We start from the raw sequence: 15,312 nt of genomic DNA on the forward strand, positions 1-15,312 counted from the left end.
CCGGGCCCGTCGGCGGGTGCGGCTCAGGCCGGCGCGAGCACGAGCTCCGGGACGGCGTACCCGCCGCGCCGACCGACGAGCGCGACGAGCGAGCCGTCGGGCGCGAGCGCCGCGACAGGAAGGTCGGCCCGCGAGGCACCGTCGGCGACGCTCTGGTCCTCCGCGACCGTCTGGTCCTCCGCGACCGTCTGGTCCTCCGTGGCCACCTCGCCTTGCGTGGCCACCTCGTCAGCCCCGGCGACCCCGATGCGTCCGGGGGCCCAGTCGATGCGCTGGCCGTAGGACAACGCCCGCGCCTCGGCCTGCGTGAGCTCACGCACCGGGAAGGTCGCCCGCGCGGCATCGGCGAGACCGAGCACCTGCAGCGGCACGTCGTCGGGTGCGGCGGCGAGCACGTCGAGGTCGGCCGCCTGCGCGAGCGCGTAGCCGCCGACCCGCGTGCGCCGCAGGGCGGTGAGGTGCCCGCCGACGCCGAGCGCGGTGCCGAGGTCGCGGGCGAGCGCCCGGATGTACGTCCCGGAGGAGCAGACGACCGTCACGTCCACGTCGAGCACGGCGGTGCCGTCCCCGGCGACCTCGGGGCGCACCCCGTGCACCTCGAACCGGCTGACGGTGACCGGGCGGGGCGGCAGCTCGACATGCTCGCCCGCGCGGACCCGGGCATACGCCCGCTTCCCGTCGACCTTGATGGCCGACACCGCGCTGGGCACCTGCTGGATCGGCCCGGTCAGCGGCCCGACCGCTGCACGGACCTGCTCGACGGTCAGCGCCGAGGCGTCGGCCGAGCGCGCCGTCTCCCCCTCGGCGTCGTCGGTCGTCGTCGACTGCCCGAGACGGATCGTCGCCGTGTACTCCTTGTCCGCGCCCACGACGTAGGTCAGCAGCCGGGTGGCGCGTCCGATGCCGAGCACGAGGACACCGGTGGCCATCGGGTCGAGGGTCCCGGCGTGCCCGACCTTGCGGGTGCCGGCGAGGTGGCGCATGCGGGCGACGACGTCGTGGCTGGTCCAGCCCTGCGGCTTGTCGACGACGACGAACCCGTCGTCCGCGGTGGGCCGTCGGGCGCGCGGGGTGCGGGCGGGGCCGGCGGCGCTCATGCGGCCTCCCCGGTCCCGGCGAGCACGCACTGGACGAGCGCGTCGAGCGAGGGGTCCTCCCCCGTGTGCTCGAGCGCGTCCACCCCGAGCAGCACGTTGATGAGCATGCCTTGTGCGACGAAGGTGCGGGCCGCGTCGGGATCGGCGCCGGTGCGCTCCCGGAAGAGCCGGAACGTCTCGCCGAGAGTCGTCCTGGCCAGCGCCGAGACCTCCGGGTCGACCCCTCCGTTGAACCCGAGCACGACGAGCCGCAGCAGGTCGCGGTCGTCGAGCAGCAGCGTGTAGGCCAGCGCCATCTGCTTGTCGGCCTGCGGCCCCGCGGGCACGGCGGACATCGCGGCGAGGATCTCCTGGCACGCCTGCCGGTAGGTCTCGACGAGCAACGCGCGCTTGGTGCCGAAGAGGCGCACGACGTAGGGCTGCGAGACCCCGGCGGCCCGGGCCACGTCGTCGGTGCTGGCGCCCACGCCCCCCTGCGCGAACACCCGGCGGGCGGCGGCGAGGATCTGGTCGCGTCGTTGCGCTCCGGTCATGCGGGCCGCGGGTTCGGTCGAGGTCACCATGGTTGACATGTTATCAGCCGATGCCTACTGTCCCCCTTGTTAGTAATCAGTCAATGACAACAAGGAGCTGACGTGACCTCCATCGACCGACGCCCCCGCACGGCGCCCCGCACCGCGCTCGCGCTCCTCGCCGCCTCCGTCCCGATGTTCCTGGCGACGCTGGACAACCTCGTCATTACCACGGCCCTGCCCGTGCTGCGGACCGAGCTGTCCGCGACCCTCGAGCAGCTGCAGTGGATGATCAACGCCTACACCCTCGCCTTCGCAGCGCTCATGATCGCCGCGGCCACGCTCGGCGACCGCTGGGGCCGACGCCGCGTCTTCCTCACCGGCATCACGGTCTTCGGACTGGCCTCGATCGGCTCGGCGCTCGCGACCGACCCGGCCACCCTCATCGCCGCACGCGCCGTGCAGGGCGCCGGTGCCGCCGCGATCATGCCGCTCTCGCTCACCCTGCTCGCCGGATCCGTGCCGGCAGCCCGACGAGCCATGGCGATCGGGCTCTGGGGTGCGATCTCCGGGCTCGGCGTCGCGCTGGGACCCGTGATCGGCGGCGCCGTGGTCGACGGGATCTCCTGGCAGGCCATCTTCTGGGTGAACGTGCCGGTCGCCGCCGTCGCCGTGCTGCTGGTGCGCATGGTGCTTCCCGAGTCGTACGGACGCCGCCAGCCGCTCGACGTCCCCGGCGTCCTGCTCGCAGGGTCGGCCGTGCTCGCCACGGTGTGGGCCATCACCCGGGGGAACGACGACGGGTGGACATCCACCCGTGTCCTGGGCGGGCTCGCCCTCGGCGCCGCGCTGCTCGCCGGGTTCCTCGTCCGCGAGACCCGTGCGACGCACCCGCTCGTCCCGCTGCACCTGTTCCGGGTCCGCAGCTTCGCCGCCGCCAACGGCTCGGCCTTCCTCTTCTCGGTCGGCGTGTTCGGACTGGTCTTCCTGCTCTCGCAGTACCTGCAGATCGGCCAGGGGTACACCCCGCTCCAGGCGGGACTGCGCACGCTGCCGTGGACCGCCGCACCGATGCTCGTCGCACCCGTCGCCGGGATGCTCGCACCCCGCCTGGGGGTCAGGCCCCTGCTCGTCACCGGACTCGCCCTGCAGTCGATCGGCCTGGGCTGGATGGGGCTGCTCGTGGGAGGCGCGACCACCTACCCCCAGCTCGTCCCCGGGCTCGTGCTCGCGGGCGTCGGCATGGGGCTCACCTTCGCCCCGGCGGCCACCGCGGTCCTCGCCGACATGGCCCCCGACGACCACGGCACGGCCAGCTCGGTCAACGCGACCCTGCGGGAGATCGGCGGGGCGCTCGGCGTGGCCGTCCTGGTGGCCGTGTTCCAGGCCGCCGACGGGACCCTGACCCCCGACGGGTACGCGGGCGGCCTGCGCCCGGCAGCGCTCGTCGGGGCCGCGGTCGTGGCCCTCGGCGCGCTGGTCGCCCTGCGCGTCCCGCGCGCCACCGGACGGCTGCGCCCGACGACCACCGGCACCGAGGCGCCCCGGCCCGCCGACGTCGCCACCCCGGTCGGCGCGGCCTGACCACCCAGCCGGGCCCGGACCGCCGCCGCCGACATCGCTGAGGTGACCGACGGCGCACGACCGATCGTCACCGAAGAACGCTAGACCCCCGCCGCCAGCAGGCTGCGGGGGTCGACGCGTGCGCGCTACGCGTCAGTCCTCGTCCTCGTCCTCGTCCGCCGGGCGGCGGTACGGGTCGCTGTCACCCGCGTGCGTGGCACGCGCCGCCAGCGCGGCGACCTCGGCGTCACGACGAGCAGCCTCGTGCAGTGCGGCGTCCAGGTGCGCGGCCGTCTCCGGCACCGCGTCCAGGTGGAACGCCAACGTCGGCGTGAGCCGGATGCCCGTCTGCTTGCCGACCTCCGAGCGGATGACGCCCTTCGCGCTCTCGAGCGCCTTGCCGCTCTCGGTGCGCGCCTCGTCATCACCGAGGACCGTGTAGAACACGTCCGCGTGCTGCAGGTCGCCCGTCACCCGGACGTCCGTCACCGTGACGAACCCCAGACGCGGGTCCTTGATGCGGGTGTCGAGCATCTGCGCGACGACCTGCTGGATGCGCTCGGCCAGCTTGCGAGCGCGTGCGGTGTCCGCCATGTGCCGTCCTTCCTCCTACGAGCCGTCGACCCTCCCGGGCCGGGGTCGTACCGGCCGCCGACTCCCTGCCGGCGGCACCGACACGCGAGCCGCGACGCCGGGCCGGACGGTGAGGTCCGGCGCCGGAGCCGCGGCCCGCGGTCGTCCTGGTCAGGCGCGAGGCTTCTCGCGCATCTCCCAGGTCTCGATGATGTCGCCGATCTCCACGTCGTTGAACGAGCCGAGACCGATACCGCACTCGTAGCCCTCGCGGACCTCGGTGGCGTCGTCCTTGAACCGCTTGAGCGACTCGATCGTCAGGTTGTCCCCGATGACCTTGCCGTTGCGCAGGACGCGCGCCTTGGTGTTGCGGCGGATCTCGCCCGACCGGACGATCGAGCCGGCGATGTTGCCGAACTTGGAGGAGCGGAACACCTCGCGCACCTCGGCCGAACCGAGCTGCGCCTCCTCGTACTCCGGCTTGAGCATGCCCTTGAGCGCTGCCTCGACGTCGTCGATCGCCTGGTAGATGACCGAGTAGAAGCGCACGTCGACGCCCTCACGGTCCGCCAGCTCCTCGACCCGCTCGGCGTACTTGACGTTGAAGCCGATGATGATCGCCGAGTCGACCGTGGCCAGGTTGACGTCGTTCTGCGTGATGGCACCCACCCCACGGTGGATGACCCGCAGCTCGACCTCGTCGCCGACGTCGATCTTGAGCAGGGCGTCCTCGAGTGCCTCGACGGCACCGGAGACGTCGCCCTTGAGGACCAGGTTGAGGGTCTCGACCTTGCCCTGCTGCAGCGCCTGCGTGAAGTCCTCGAGGCTGATGCGCTTGCGACGCTTGGCCAGGAGGGCGGCGCGCTCGGCAGCCTCGCGCTTCTCGGCGATCTGACGGGCGGTGCGCTCGTCCGGTGCCACCAGGAAGGTGTCACCGGCGCTCGGCACCGACGCCAGGCCGAGGACCTGCACCGGACGGGCCGGACCGGCCTCGGTGAGCGCGTTGCCGTGCTCGTCGAACATCGCCCGGACACGGCCGTGGGCCGTGCCGGCGACGATCGCGTCACCGACGTGCAGCGTGCCCGACTGGACCAGCACGGTCGCGACCGCACCGCGTCCCTTGTCGAGGTTGGCCTCGATGGCCACGCCGCGCGCGTCCTTGTCGGGGTTGGCCCGAAGGTCGAGCGAGGCGTCCGCGGTGAGCAGCACGGCCTCGAGCAGCTGGTCGATGCCGATGCGCTGCTTGGCGGACACGTCGACGAACATGGTGTCGCCGCCGTACTCCTCGGCCACCAGGTTGTACTCGGTGAGCTGCTGGCGGATCTTGGCGGGGTTGGCCCCCTCCTTGTCCACCTTGTTGACGGCCACCACGATCGGCACGCCGGCGGCCTGGGCGTGGTTGAGCGCCTCGATGGTCTGCGGCATCACGCCGTCGTCCGCCGCGACCACGAGGATCGCGATGTCGGTGACCTGCGCACCACGGGCACGCATGGCGGTGAACGCCTCGTGGCCCGGGGTGTCGATGAACGTGATGGCGCGGTCGATGCCCTCGTGCTCGGCGCGCACCTGGTACGCACCGATGTGCTGGGTGATGCCGCCGGCCTCGCCCGCGACGACGTCCGTCGAGCGGATCGCGTCGAGGAGCTTGGTCTTGCCGTGGTCGACGTGACCCATGACGGTCACGACCGGCGGGCGTGCCTGCAGGTCGTCGTCCGTCTCGGCGTCGAGCTCGGCCTCCAGGTCGATGTCGAAGGACCCGAGAAGCTCGCGGTCCTCCTCCTCGGCGGAGACCATCTCGATGACGTAGCCGAGCTCGACCGCGAGCGTGCCGAACGTGTCCTCGTCGAGCGACTGCGTCGCCGTGGCCATCTCACCGAGGTGGAACAGCACCGTGACCAGCGAGGCCGGGTTCGCGTCGATCTTGTCGGCGAAGTCGTTCAGGGACGAGCCGTGACGCAGACGGACGACGGTCTTGCCGTTGCCGCGCGGAACCTGCACGCCGCCGAGCGACGGCGCCTGCATCTGCTCGAACTCCTGGCGCTTCGCACGCTTCGACTTGCGCCCACGGACGGGGCGCCCTCCGGCGCGACCGAACGCACCCTGCGTGCTGCCGCGACCGGCACCGCCGGGACGACCGCCGCCGCCACCGGGACGACCGGCGAAACCGCCGCCACCGGCACCCGGGGCACCACCGGCGCCACCAGGGCCACCGGGACGACCGGCGAAACCGCCACGTCCGCCACCGGCACCGCCGGGACGACCGGCACCACCGGCGGGGCGCTCACCCGGGCGACCGACGCCGCTCGAGGTGCGGCCCGGCATCATGCCGGGGTTGGGGCGCGGACCACCCGGGCGCGGACCACCCGGACGGGGGCCGCCGGGACGCTCGCCCGCAGACGCGGCCGGAGCACCCTCGGTGCGACGCTCACCCGGACGGGGCATGCCCTGCGACGGCGCGAACGGGTTGTTTCCCGGACGCGGGCCACCGGGACGCGGACCGCCGGCACGATCGCCCGACGGGCGCTCGCCCGAGGAGCGCTCACCCTGGCGGGGCATGCCCTGCGAGGGTGCGAACGGGTTGTTGCCCGGTCGCGGCGCGCCGGGACGCGGGCTGCCGGGGCGCGGTGCCTGGGCCGCCGGTGCGGCAGGAGCCGGTGCGGCGGGCGCGGGTGCGCTCGGCGCCGGGGCCGCGGGACGAGCAGGACGCTGTGCCGCAGGGGCGGCCGGCGCGGGCGCAGCCGGAGCAGCGGGGGCCGCTGCGACGGGTGCCGGGGCGGCCGGGGCGGCGACGGCGGGCGCGGACGCAGCGGGGGCGGCCGGCGCGGGTGCGGCCGGTCGCGCAGCGGCGGGCTTGGGAGCCGCCGGCGCAGCGGACGCGGACGCGCCGCCACCGACGGGGTACATGTCGCGCAGCTTGCGCACGACGGGCGGCTCGATGGTCGAGGACGCCGATCGGACGAACTCGCCGAGCTCGCCCAGCTTGTTCATGATGGTCTTGCTTTCCACCCCGAGCTCCTTGGCGAGCTCGTAGACGCGGACCTTAGCCACATCTCTCCTGTCTCGGTCCGCCCGGGACAGGGTCGGACCGTCGTTAGTGCGGGGCACTCATCGCTGGGTGCTCATCGGTGCGTGCTCATCGGGCAGCCATCGGCTTCCAACCCGCTTCCCTGTCGACGATCGGCTTCCACCCCCGGGATGGTCCCGGCGGTGTCCTCCTGGCTCTGCTCAAGACGGCGCTGCACCGCCGTGTGGTCCGCGGGGCCTGCCAGTCGCAGGGCCCTGCTGAACGCACGCCGACGCACGGCGAGCTCGAAGCAGTCAGGATCGGGGTGCAGCCACGCACCCCTGCCCGGCATCCGACGCCGTTCGTCCACGACCAGCACGGGAGCTCCCGTGCCGTCGGTGACGGCGACGACCCTCAGCAGGGCTGACCTCGGGCCGGGACCACGGCACCCCACGCACGTGCGCACTGGACCTGCGACGGGCAGCACGGTGCGCGCTGCGGGTTCGGGGGTCCGCCTGCTCGGCGAGGAGAGCCGGGCGTCCGGCCCAGCCGCGGCAAGTCTACCCTTTCGCGTCACCGACCGTGACCCGGTGCGGGAGCGACGTCCTCGGCGGTGTCCACCTCCCGCTCCGGGCCCGCGCCCGGACCGGTCGCACCCTCGGCGTCGGAACGGATGTCGATGCGCCAACCCGTGAGCTTGGCGGCCAGGCGGGCGTTCTGCCCCTCCTTGCCGATCGCGAGCGAGAGCTGGTAGTCCGGCACGACCACCCGGGCGGAACGCGCCTCGGGGTCGACGACCGTCACCGAGAGCACCCGTGCCGGTGACAACGCGTGCGCGATCATCTCGGCCGGGTCGTCGGAATGGTCGACGATGTCGATCTTCTCGCCGTGCAGCTCGGCCATGACCGCCCGCACCCGTCCACCCATGGGCCCGATGCACGCACCCTTGGCGTTCACGCCCGGCACCGTCGCGCGCACGGCCATCTTGGTCCGGTGGCCGGCCTCACGCGCCAGCGCGGTGATCTCCACGGTGCCGTCGGCGACCTCCGGGACCTCCATCGCGAACAGCCGACGCACCAGCATCGGGTGCGTGCGCGAGAGCGTCACCTGAGGGCCTCGAGGGCCACGCGCCACCTCGAGCACGAAACCGCGCAGGCGCTCGCCGTGCACGTACTTCTCGGTCGGAACCTGCTCGTGCGCCGGCAGCACCGCCTCGGTCCCGCCGATGTCCACGAGCACGACCCGCGGGTCACGACCCTGCTGGATCACGCCGCCGAGGATCTCGCCCTCCTTGCCGCGGAACGTGCCGAGCACCTGGTCGTCCTCGGCGTCGCGCAGGCGCTGCACGATGACCTGGCGCGCCGTCGCCGTGGCGATGCGCCCGAAGCCGTCCGGCGTGTGGTCGAACTCGGGGCCGGGCTCGGAGTCCAGGACCACCTGACCGTCCTCGTCCACCGGCCGTGGCTCGCGCGCCCACACCGTGACGTGGCCGGACCGGCGGTCGACCTCGACGCGCGCGGACGCGTACGCGTCCGGCGTGCGGTGGTAGGCGGACAGCAGCGCCTGCTCGATCGCGGCGATCAGCACGTCGAGGCTGATCTCGCGCTCCCGCTCGATCAGTCGCAGCGCCTGCATGTCGATGTCCATCTCAGCTCCCCTGTCCGGCCGTGCCGGTGCCGTGCTCGTCGGTGTGCTCGTCGGTCTGCGCGTCGCGCTCGGGCGCGTCGCCCGCCGAGTCGTCCTGCTCGTCCTGCTCGTCGTTGTCGTCGTGGTCGTCGTTGTCGTCGTGCTCGTCGTGGTGCCCGTCGCCGAGCAGCTCGTGGTCGTCCACAGGGCCGATGCCGGACAGGTCGACCTCGACGTGGCCGACGCGCACCTGCGCGAGCAGCACCGTCACCGGCGCGCCCGTCACGGGACGACGGCCCTTGCCGCGCTCCACCTGGGGCACGAGCACGATCACGTCCTCGCCGCCCACCTGCTCCACCGCCTGCAGGCGACCCTGCACGGGGCCGCCCTCGGTCCGTTCGACCCGGACGGTGCGTCCGACCGCGCGCACGAAGTGCCGGCGCAGCGTCATCGGACGACCCACCCCGGGGGTCGACACCTCGAGCGTGTAGTGGCCCGGCACCACGTCGGCCGCGTCCAGCGCGTCCGAGACGACGCGGGACACCTCGCCGACCCGGTCCAGGTCGAGCTCACCGTCGTCGTCCTCGGCCAGGTCGACCACGACGCGCACCACCGACCGGCTCCCGGCGCGGCTCACCTCGACGTCCTCGAGCACCAGTCCGGCACGACCCACGACCGGGTCGAGGGCCTGCCTGACCCGTTGCGCGGGTGCTGTCGCGACCATGTCCGCCTCCTTGTGGGCTGCAGCGGGTCGCCGGGACGCGGCATGGACCCTGTGATGTTGTGGTCCCAGCGTAACGACCGGTCGGCCGGTCAGCGGCACGTGGCAGGATCAGCGACCGTGACCGCTGCCCCCGCCGGACCTGCCCGCGCCCCGGAGCCGCTCGTGCGACGGCGCATGCCGGCCCGACGCCTGCGGTTCGTCGCCGTCGTCGTGGCCCTGGTGCCGGCGCTGGTCGGGTGCGGGGTCAGGCTGGAGACCCCCGCGCCGACCGCACCCGCGCCCGACGCCGTCGAGCAGGTGCGCGCCCGGACCGTCGACGACGCCCTCGCGCTCGTCGAGGCAGCGACCTCCGCGCACGACGCCACCGACGCCACCGACCAGGCGACCGCCGCGGGTGTCGACCCCGTGACCCTGACGGCCGTGCTCGACGACATCGTGACGTTCTCCACGCAGCACGCCACCGAGCTCGGTGGCGTCTACGACTCCGGCCTGCCCGACCCGAGCGGCTCCCCCACGGGACCGACCCCGGGTACCGCGACGAGCCCCGCAGCGGCCGTCACCCCGGTGGAGGTGCTCGCCCTGCTGGCCCGGTCCGCCGCGACCGCCCTCGACGACGCCGGTGCCACGAAGGACGGGTCGCTCGCCCGGCTCGTGGCCTCGGTCGGCACGGCGCGCACGGGCCTGGCCCAGCGCCTGAGCCAGGTCACGGGAACGCCCGTCCCCGAGCAGCTGCCCGAACCGGACCCGGCCGGCACCCCGACGGCGACGAGCTCGCCGGCACCGTCCGCCGGCACGACACCGACCGACGAGGCCTCGGGCGGCGACCCGTCCGGGCTCGCCAGCAGCGACCTCGACACGCTCGTGCTCGCCGAAGACCAGGCCGGGTACGCGTTCGAGGTGGTGGCCGCGGTGCTCTCCGGCGACCAGCGCACGCAGGCGCAGGCGGCGGCTGCCACCCACCGGCAGGTCGCCGAGGAGTGGGCCACGCTGGCCGGGACCACGGGCACGACGAGCGACCCGCGACGCGTCGCCTACGCCGTCCCCGTCGGCGTGGACGACCCGACGGTCGCGCTGGGCCTCGCCCGGACCGTCCTGACGACCCTCGCCGACACCTACGCGACCCTGACCGCGCGCGCGGAGGCGGGCACCCGGGGTTCGCTGCTCGACGGGCTGACGACCGGCACGGCCGATGCCGTCACCTGGGGCGCGACGGCGGTGGCCTTCCCGGGGATGCCCGAACTCGCTCCGGCCGCGGGCTGAGCCTGCGGCCGGAGCCGGCGGGTGCGGTCGCCGCCCCGGGAACTGGCCGGGATCAGCGGCGCAGCAGCCCTCGCACGAGTGCCTCGACACGGTCGGCTGCCTGCTCGACCGGGACCTGCTCCGACTCGCCGCCGACCCGCGGACGGACCTCGACGACGCCGTCGGCCAGGCCGCGGCCCACGACCACGACCAGCGGGACACCGAACAGCTCTGCGTCGGCGAACTTCACGCCCGGCGAGACCTTCGGACGGTCGTCGTAGACCACCTCGACCCCGCGCGAGCCCAGCTCCTGCGCGAGCGCCTCGGCGGCCTCGAACACGCTCGCGTCCCTGCCCGTGGCCATCACGTGCACGTGCGCGGGGGCGACGTGCGCGGGCCAGGCCAGGCCCTTCTCGTCGTGGTTCGCCTCGGCGAGCGCCGCGAGCACGCGGGTGACGCCGATGCCGTACGAACCCATCGTGACCACGACGGACTTGCCGTTCTGGTCGAGCACGGACAGCCCGAGCGCCTGGGCGTACTTGCGCCCCAGGGCGAAGATGTGGCCGATCTCGATGCCGCGGGCGAGCTCGAGCGGACCGGAGCCGTCGGGCGCCGGGTCACCCGCACGCACCTCGGCCGCCTCGATCGTGCCGTCGGCGACGAAGTCACGCCCGGCGACCAGGTCGAAGACGTGGCGTCCGGGCTCGTTCGCCCCCGTGATCCACCGGGTGCCCGGCACCACGCGCGGGTCGAGCAGGTACCGCACCGCGGTCCGCTCCGCACCGTCGGCGACGGCAGGGTTGGGGCCGAGGGCGGAAGGGCCGATGTAGCCGCGCACGAGCTCGGGGTGTGCCGCGAAGTCGGCGTCACCGGCAGGCTCGACGTCGGCGGGCGAGACGGCCGCCTCGAGGCGCTTGAGGTCGACCTCCCGGTCGCCGGGCAGGCCGACGACGAGCAGCTCGCGCTCCCCCGTCGGCTGCCGAAGCGCGAGCACGACGTTCTTGAGCGTGTCCGCAGCCGTCCAGGGCCGGTCGGGGCGGGCGAAGTGCGCGTTCGCGACAGCGACCAACGAGTCGATCGTGGGCGTGTCCGGCGTGTCCTCGACGTGCGCGGCGGGCGCGTCGGCGAAGTCGATCGGCTCCGGCACGACCGTGGTCACGGCCTCGACGTTCGCGGCGTAGCCCCCCGGCGACCGCACGAACGTGTCCTCGCCGATCGCCGTCGGGGTCAGGAACTCCTCGGAGCGTGAACCGCCCATGGCTCCCGACGTCGCCGCGACGATGACGTACTCCAGGCCCAGGCGGTCGAAGATCCGCTGGTAGGCGTCGCGCTGCGCCTGGTAGGAGGCCTCGAGCCCGGCGTCGTCGACGTCGAAGGAGTACGCGTCCTTCATGACGAACTCGCGGCCGCGGATCAGGCCGGCGCGCGGGCGGGCCTCGTCGCGGTACTTGGTCTGGATCTGGTAGAGCGCCAGCGGCAGGTCCTTGTACGAGGAGTACAGGTCCTTGACCAGGAGCGTGAACAGCTCCTCGTGCGTGGGGGCCAGCAGGTAGTCGCCGCCCTTGCGGTCCTTGAGCCGGAAGATGTTCGGCCCGTACTCCGTCCAGCGGCCCGTCGCCTCGTACGGCTCCTTGGGCAGCAGGGCCGGGAAGTGCACCTCCTGCGCGCCGGCGACGGCCATCTCCTCGCGCACCACCTGCTCGACCTTGGCCAGCACCCGCAGGCCCAGCGGGAGCCAGGTGTAGATGCCGGGAGCGGCGCGACGGATGTAGCCGGCGCGGACGAGCAGCTTGTGGCTGGCGACCTCGGCGTCGGCGGGGTCCTCGCGCAGGGTACGGACGAACAACGTGGACAGGCGCAGGAGCATGGGGACGAGCCTAGTGGCCGCGTGTCGGTCACCTGCGCCACGATGGCCGGGTGCCCGAGCTGCCGGAGGTCGAAGGTCTCGCCCGGTTCCTGGACGAGCGTGCGACGAGCCACGTCGTGCGCGGCGTCGAGGTGGGTGCGATCAGCGCGCTCAAGACGTTCTCGCCGGCGCCCGACGCCCTGGTCGGGGGCACGGTGCTCGGCGTGCGACGGCACGGCAAGTGGCTCGACCTGCAGGTGCGGACCACCGACGGCAGCACGCTGCACCTCGTGTGGCACCTGGCCCGGGCGGGCTGGCTGCGCTGGTCGGACGTGCTCTCCGAACGCCCCGTGCGCCCCGGACGTTCGCCGATCGCCCTGCGGGTGCGGCTGGACGACGGCTCCGGCTTCGACCTGACCGAGGCGGGCACACGCAAGCGGCTCGCGGTGCACGTCGTGCACGACCCCGACGACGTGCACGCGATCGCGACCCTCGGCGTCGAGCCGCTGTCCGAGCAGTTCACGCCCGAGCGGCTCGGCGCGCTGCTCGCAGCACGCAACCAGCAGGTCAAGGGCCTGCTGCGCGACCAGTCGACGATCGCCGGGATCGGCAACGCCTACTCCGACGAGATCCTGCTCGTCGCGCGCACGTCACCGTTCGCGCCGACCGCCCGGTTCGACGCCGACCGCGCCGCTGCGCTGCACGAGGCGATCCGGGCCGTCCTGACCGAGGCCGTCGCCGCGGCGCAGGGACGACCCGCCGCCGAGCTCAAGGACGCCAAGCGGCGCGGCATGCGCGTGCACGGACGCACCGGCCAGCCGTGCCCGGGGTGGGACGGCACCCCGTGCGGCGACGTCGTGCACGAGGTGTCGTTCGCCGACTCCTCGCTGCAGTACTGCCCTACGTGCCAGACCGGCGGGCGCCCGCTGGCCGACCGTCGGATGTCCCGACTGCTGCGCTGACCGTCGGCTCAGAAGAGCACGGTGGCGTAGGTACCGACCCGGCGGAACCCCACCGCCCGGTACGCGGCGAGCGCGCGCGTGTTGTAGCCGTTCGCGTACAGCGAGACGACCGGGGCCACGTCACGGCGCGTGGCGGCGACGACCGCGGCCATGCCCGGTTCGGAGAGCCCCTCCCCGCGCCGGTCGGGCGGAACCCACACACCCTGCACCTGCGCGACGCCACCACCGACGGCACCCAGCTCGGCCTTGAACACCACCCGCTGCGTCCTGGCATCCGGGGTACCGGGATCTGCGCGCTCGATGCGCACGAACGAGCGGCCCTGCGCGACCAGCGAACGCACCCGCAGCTCGTAGGGCCCACCCGGGCCGCTCGCGGGCGAGTAGCCGACCTCCTCGGTGAACATCCGGATGCAGGCCGGGAGCACGACGTCGTACTCCTCAGGACGAGAGCGGCGCACCTGCGGGTCGGGGGCGATCAGGGGGTCGTGGTCGATGACCATCGACGGCTGGTCGTCCCGGACCTCGCGGGCCGCCGGCCACACGGGGCGCAGGCGGGACCACAACGCCAGGACGACGTCGGCCGGACCGACGATCGAGGAGCACCGTCGTCCGGCCGTCCGCCCGAGCGCGGCGAACGCGTCGAGCGCGTCCAACGCCTGCGGGGCGCCCTCGGGTACGACGGGCACCAGGTTCGCGCCCGCCCAGCACACCGCCACGAGGACGCCGTCGCGCGCGAAGCCCCAGAGCTGACCACCTGCGCTGCGCAGCCCCGCGGTCGCGGCGTGCTCGAGCCTCGTGCTCGCCAGCACCGACCCGACGGGGTCCTGCGCGCACACGGCCAGGGCGGCGGCCACGTCGACGTCACGCAGCACGCGCCCGCCCGAACGCCCGTCGAGCGTGGTGCGCCGCAGGGTCATGAGGGGATTGTGCACCACCCGCCCGTGCGGGCGGGGGTGGGGCGGCACCTGTCGTCCCCGGTGTCGCGACGGGCCTCAGCCGACGCTGACGGTCGGGCTCCCCTGACCTGCCTCGACGGGGTCCATCGACTCGGCCAGGCGCATGGCCTCCTCGATGAGCGTCTCGACGATCATCGACTCGGGAACGGTCTTGATGACCTCGCCCTTGACGAAGATCTGGCCCTTGCCGTTGCCCGAGGCGACACCGAGGTCCGCCTCCCGCGCCTCACCGGGGCCGTTGACGACACACCCCATGACGGCCACGCGCAGCGGCACCTCCATGCCCTCCAGACCGGCGGTCACCCGCTCGGCGAGCGTGTAGACGTCGACCTGGGCGCGCCCGCAGGACGGGCACGAGACGATCTCGAGCTTGCGCGGACGCAGGTTGAGCGACTGTAGGATCTGGATGCCGACCTTGACCTCCTCGACGGGAGGCGCCGACAGGGACACCCGGATCGTGTCGCCGATGCCCTTGCTGAGCAGGGCGCCGAACGCGGTCGCCGACTTGATCGTGCCCTGGAACGCCGGCCCTGCCTCGGTCACGCCGAGGTGCAGCGGCCAGTCGCCCCGCTCGCTCAGCAGCTCGTACGCACGCACCATGACGACCGGGTCGTTGTGCTTCACCGAGATCTTGAAGTCGTGGAAGTCGTGCTCCTCGAACAGCGACGCCTCCCAGACGGCCGACTCGACGAGCGCCTCGGGCGTGGCCTTGCCGTACTTGGCGAGCAGGCGAGGGTCCAGGGAGCCGGCGTTCACGCCGATCCGGATCGACACCCCGGCCTGCGAGGCCGCACGGGCGATCTCCTTGACCTGGTCGTCGAACTTGCGGATGTTGCCGGGGTTGACGCGCACGGCCGCACAACCGGCGTCGATCGCGGTGAACACGTACTTCGGCTGGAAGTGGATGTCGGCGATCACCGGGATCTGCGACTTGCGGGCGATCGCCGGCAGCGCCTCTGCGTCGTCCTGGCTGGGGACCGCGACGCGGACGATGTCGCATCCGGCGGCCGTCAGGGCCGCGATCTGCTGCAGCGTGGCGTTGATGTCGGTGGTCGGCGTCGTCGTCATCGACTGGACCGAGACGGGGGCGTCGCCGCCGACCTCGACCTTGCCGACCTTGATCTTGCGGGTGGGGCGCCGCGGCGCGAGGACGGGGGCCGGCGCCTGCGGCATGCCGAGACTGATCGGGGTGCTCACCCGCCCATCATCG

At 73.6% G+C, this 15,312-nt stretch carries 13 protein-coding genes; 3 read left to right on the plus strand and 10 right to left on the minus strand.

The genetic code is table 11. The features are described from left to right. Window positions 1-23: 23 nt before the first annotated feature. Together truB and BKA22_RS18965 are read right to left on the minus strand one after the other, a co-directional pair. Window positions 24-1,097, minus strand: a complete 1,074-nt coding sequence (truB, locus tag BKA22_RS18960) for a tRNA pseudouridine(55) synthase TruB (protein WP_146952278.1) — start codon at window positions 1,095-1,097, stop codon at window positions 24-26. After that, the gene (locus tag BKA22_RS18965; RefSeq protein WP_223203494.1) at window positions 1,094-1,660 is read right to left on the minus strand and encodes a TetR/AcrR family transcriptional regulator; all 567 of its coding nucleotides are present in this window, start codon (window positions 1,658-1,660) and stop codon (window positions 1,094-1,096) included. The genes truB and BKA22_RS18965 overlap by 4 nt, the downstream gene beginning before the upstream one ends. A gap of 72 nt (window positions 1,661-1,732) precedes the next feature. On the opposite strand from BKA22_RS18965, the gene BKA22_RS18970 reads away from it, so the two are divergent. After that, window positions 1,733-3,193 (plus strand): MFS transporter, encoded by a 1,461-nt coding sequence (locus BKA22_RS18970; protein WP_223203493.1) that lies wholly within the window; start codon window positions 1,733-1,735, stop codon window positions 3,191-3,193. A gap of 132 nt (window positions 3,194-3,325) precedes the next feature. On the opposite strand, the gene rbfA is transcribed toward BKA22_RS18970, so the two are convergent. The 5 genes from rbfA to rimP all read right to left on the minus strand — a co-directional run bounded on the left by rbfA (window position 3,326) and on the right by rimP (window position 9,099). Then, window positions 3,326-3,766 (minus strand): 30S ribosome-binding factor RbfA, encoded by a 441-nt coding sequence (gene rbfA / locus BKA22_RS18975; protein ID WP_146952277.1) that lies wholly within the window; start codon window positions 3,764-3,766, stop codon window positions 3,326-3,328. A gap of 150 nt (window positions 3,767-3,916) precedes the next feature. After that, window positions 3,917-6,793: a translation initiation factor IF-2 gene (gene infB, locus BKA22_RS18980; RefSeq protein ID WP_146952276.1), complete on the minus strand. Its 2,877-nt coding sequence runs from the start codon at window positions 6,791-6,793 to the stop codon at window positions 3,917-3,919. Between the two features lie 71 nt (window positions 6,794-6,864). Further along, the gene (locus BKA22_RS20210) at window positions 6,865-7,326 is read right to left on the minus strand and encodes a YlxR family protein (protein ID WP_146952275.1); all 462 of its coding nucleotides are present in this window, start codon (window positions 7,324-7,326) and stop codon (window positions 6,865-6,867) included. Next, a complete protein-coding gene (nusA, locus tag BKA22_RS18990) occupies window positions 7,323-8,396 on the minus strand; it encodes a transcription termination factor NusA (RefSeq protein ID WP_223203491.1) in 1,074 nt (357 codons plus the stop codon). Before nusA ends, BKA22_RS20210 begins: the two co-directional genes overlap by 4 nt. A 1-nt stretch (window position 8,397) precedes the next feature. Next, on the minus strand, window positions 8,398-9,099 hold the full coding sequence (rimP, locus tag BKA22_RS18995) for a ribosome maturation factor RimP (protein ID WP_146952274.1): 702 nt from the start codon (window positions 9,097-9,099) through the stop codon (window positions 8,398-8,400). Window positions 9,100-9,216: 117 nt separating this feature from the next. Here rimP and BKA22_RS19000 point away from each other — a divergent pair, with 117 nt between their 5' ends. After that, complete coding sequence (locus BKA22_RS19000) at window positions 9,217-10,359, plus strand: DUF4439 domain-containing protein (protein WP_179561858.1); 1,143 nt, start codon at window positions 9,217-9,219, stop codon at window positions 10,357-10,359. A gap of 52 nt (window positions 10,360-10,411) precedes the next feature. On the opposite strand, the gene BKA22_RS19005 is transcribed toward BKA22_RS19000, so the two are convergent. After that, window positions 10,412-12,205: a proline--tRNA ligase gene (locus BKA22_RS19005; RefSeq protein WP_146952272.1), complete on the minus strand. Its 1,794-nt coding sequence runs from the start codon at window positions 12,203-12,205 to the stop codon at window positions 10,412-10,414. A 50-nt stretch (window positions 12,206-12,255) separates the two neighbouring features. Between BKA22_RS19005 and BKA22_RS19010 the strand changes: the two genes are divergently transcribed. After that, entirely contained in the window at window positions 12,256-13,146 is an 891-nt protein-coding gene (locus BKA22_RS19010) for a DNA-formamidopyrimidine glycosylase family protein (protein WP_146952271.1), read from the plus strand. 8 nt (window positions 13,147-13,154) lie between these two features. Here the strand turns inward: BKA22_RS19010 and BKA22_RS19015 are convergent, their stop codons facing one another. Both BKA22_RS19015 and ispG read right to left on the minus strand, forming a co-directional pair. Next, window positions 13,155-14,063 carry a GNAT family N-acetyltransferase gene (locus tag BKA22_RS19015; RefSeq protein ID WP_146952270.1) on the minus strand — a complete coding sequence of 303 codons (909 nt, stop codon included), beginning with the start codon at window positions 14,061-14,063 and terminating at the stop codon, window positions 13,155-13,157. A 75-nt stretch (window positions 14,064-14,138) separates the two neighbouring features. Then, window positions 14,139-15,275, minus strand: a complete 1,137-nt coding sequence (gene ispG, locus BKA22_RS19020; RefSeq protein WP_179561917.1) for a flavodoxin-dependent (E)-4-hydroxy-3-methylbut-2-enyl-diphosphate synthase — start codon at window positions 15,273-15,275, stop codon at window positions 14,139-14,141. Window positions 15,276-15,312 lie beyond the last annotated feature (37 nt).

This window comes from Cellulomonas soli (assembly GCF_013409305.1).
GTDB classification, from domain to species: domain Bacteria; phylum Actinomycetota; class Actinomycetes; order Actinomycetales; family Cellulomonadaceae; genus Cellulomonas; species Cellulomonas soli.

Coding starts and splice junctions, on each gene's coding strand:
- ispG (WP_179561917.1), bottom strand. CDS start 15,275: ATGCCGCAGGCGCCGGCCCCCGTCCTCGCGCCGCGGCGCCCCACCCGC.
- rimP (WP_146952274.1), bottom strand. CDS start 9,099: ATGGTCGCGACAGCACCCGCGCAACGGGTCAGGCAGGCCCTCGACCCG.
- BKA22_RS19015 (WP_146952270.1), bottom strand. CDS start 14,063: ATGACCCTGCGGCGCACCACGCTCGACGGGCGTTCGGGCGGGCGCGTG.
- truB (WP_146952278.1), bottom strand. CDS start 1,097: ATGAGCGCCGCCGGCCCCGCCCGCACCCCGCGCGCCCGACGGCCCACC.
- BKA22_RS19005 (WP_146952272.1), bottom strand. CDS start 12,205: ATGCTCCTGCGCCTGTCCACGTTGTTCGTCCGTACCCTGCGCGAGGAC.
- rbfA (WP_146952277.1), bottom strand. CDS start 3,766: ATGGCGGACACCGCACGCGCTCGCAAGCTGGCCGAGCGCATCCAGCAG.
- nusA (WP_223203491.1), bottom strand. CDS start 8,396: ATGGACATCGACATGCAGGCGCTGCGACTGATCGAGCGGGAGCGCGAG.
- BKA22_RS18965 (WP_223203494.1), bottom strand. CDS start 1,660: ATGGTGACCTCGACCGAACCCGCGGCCCGCATGACCGGAGCGCAACGA.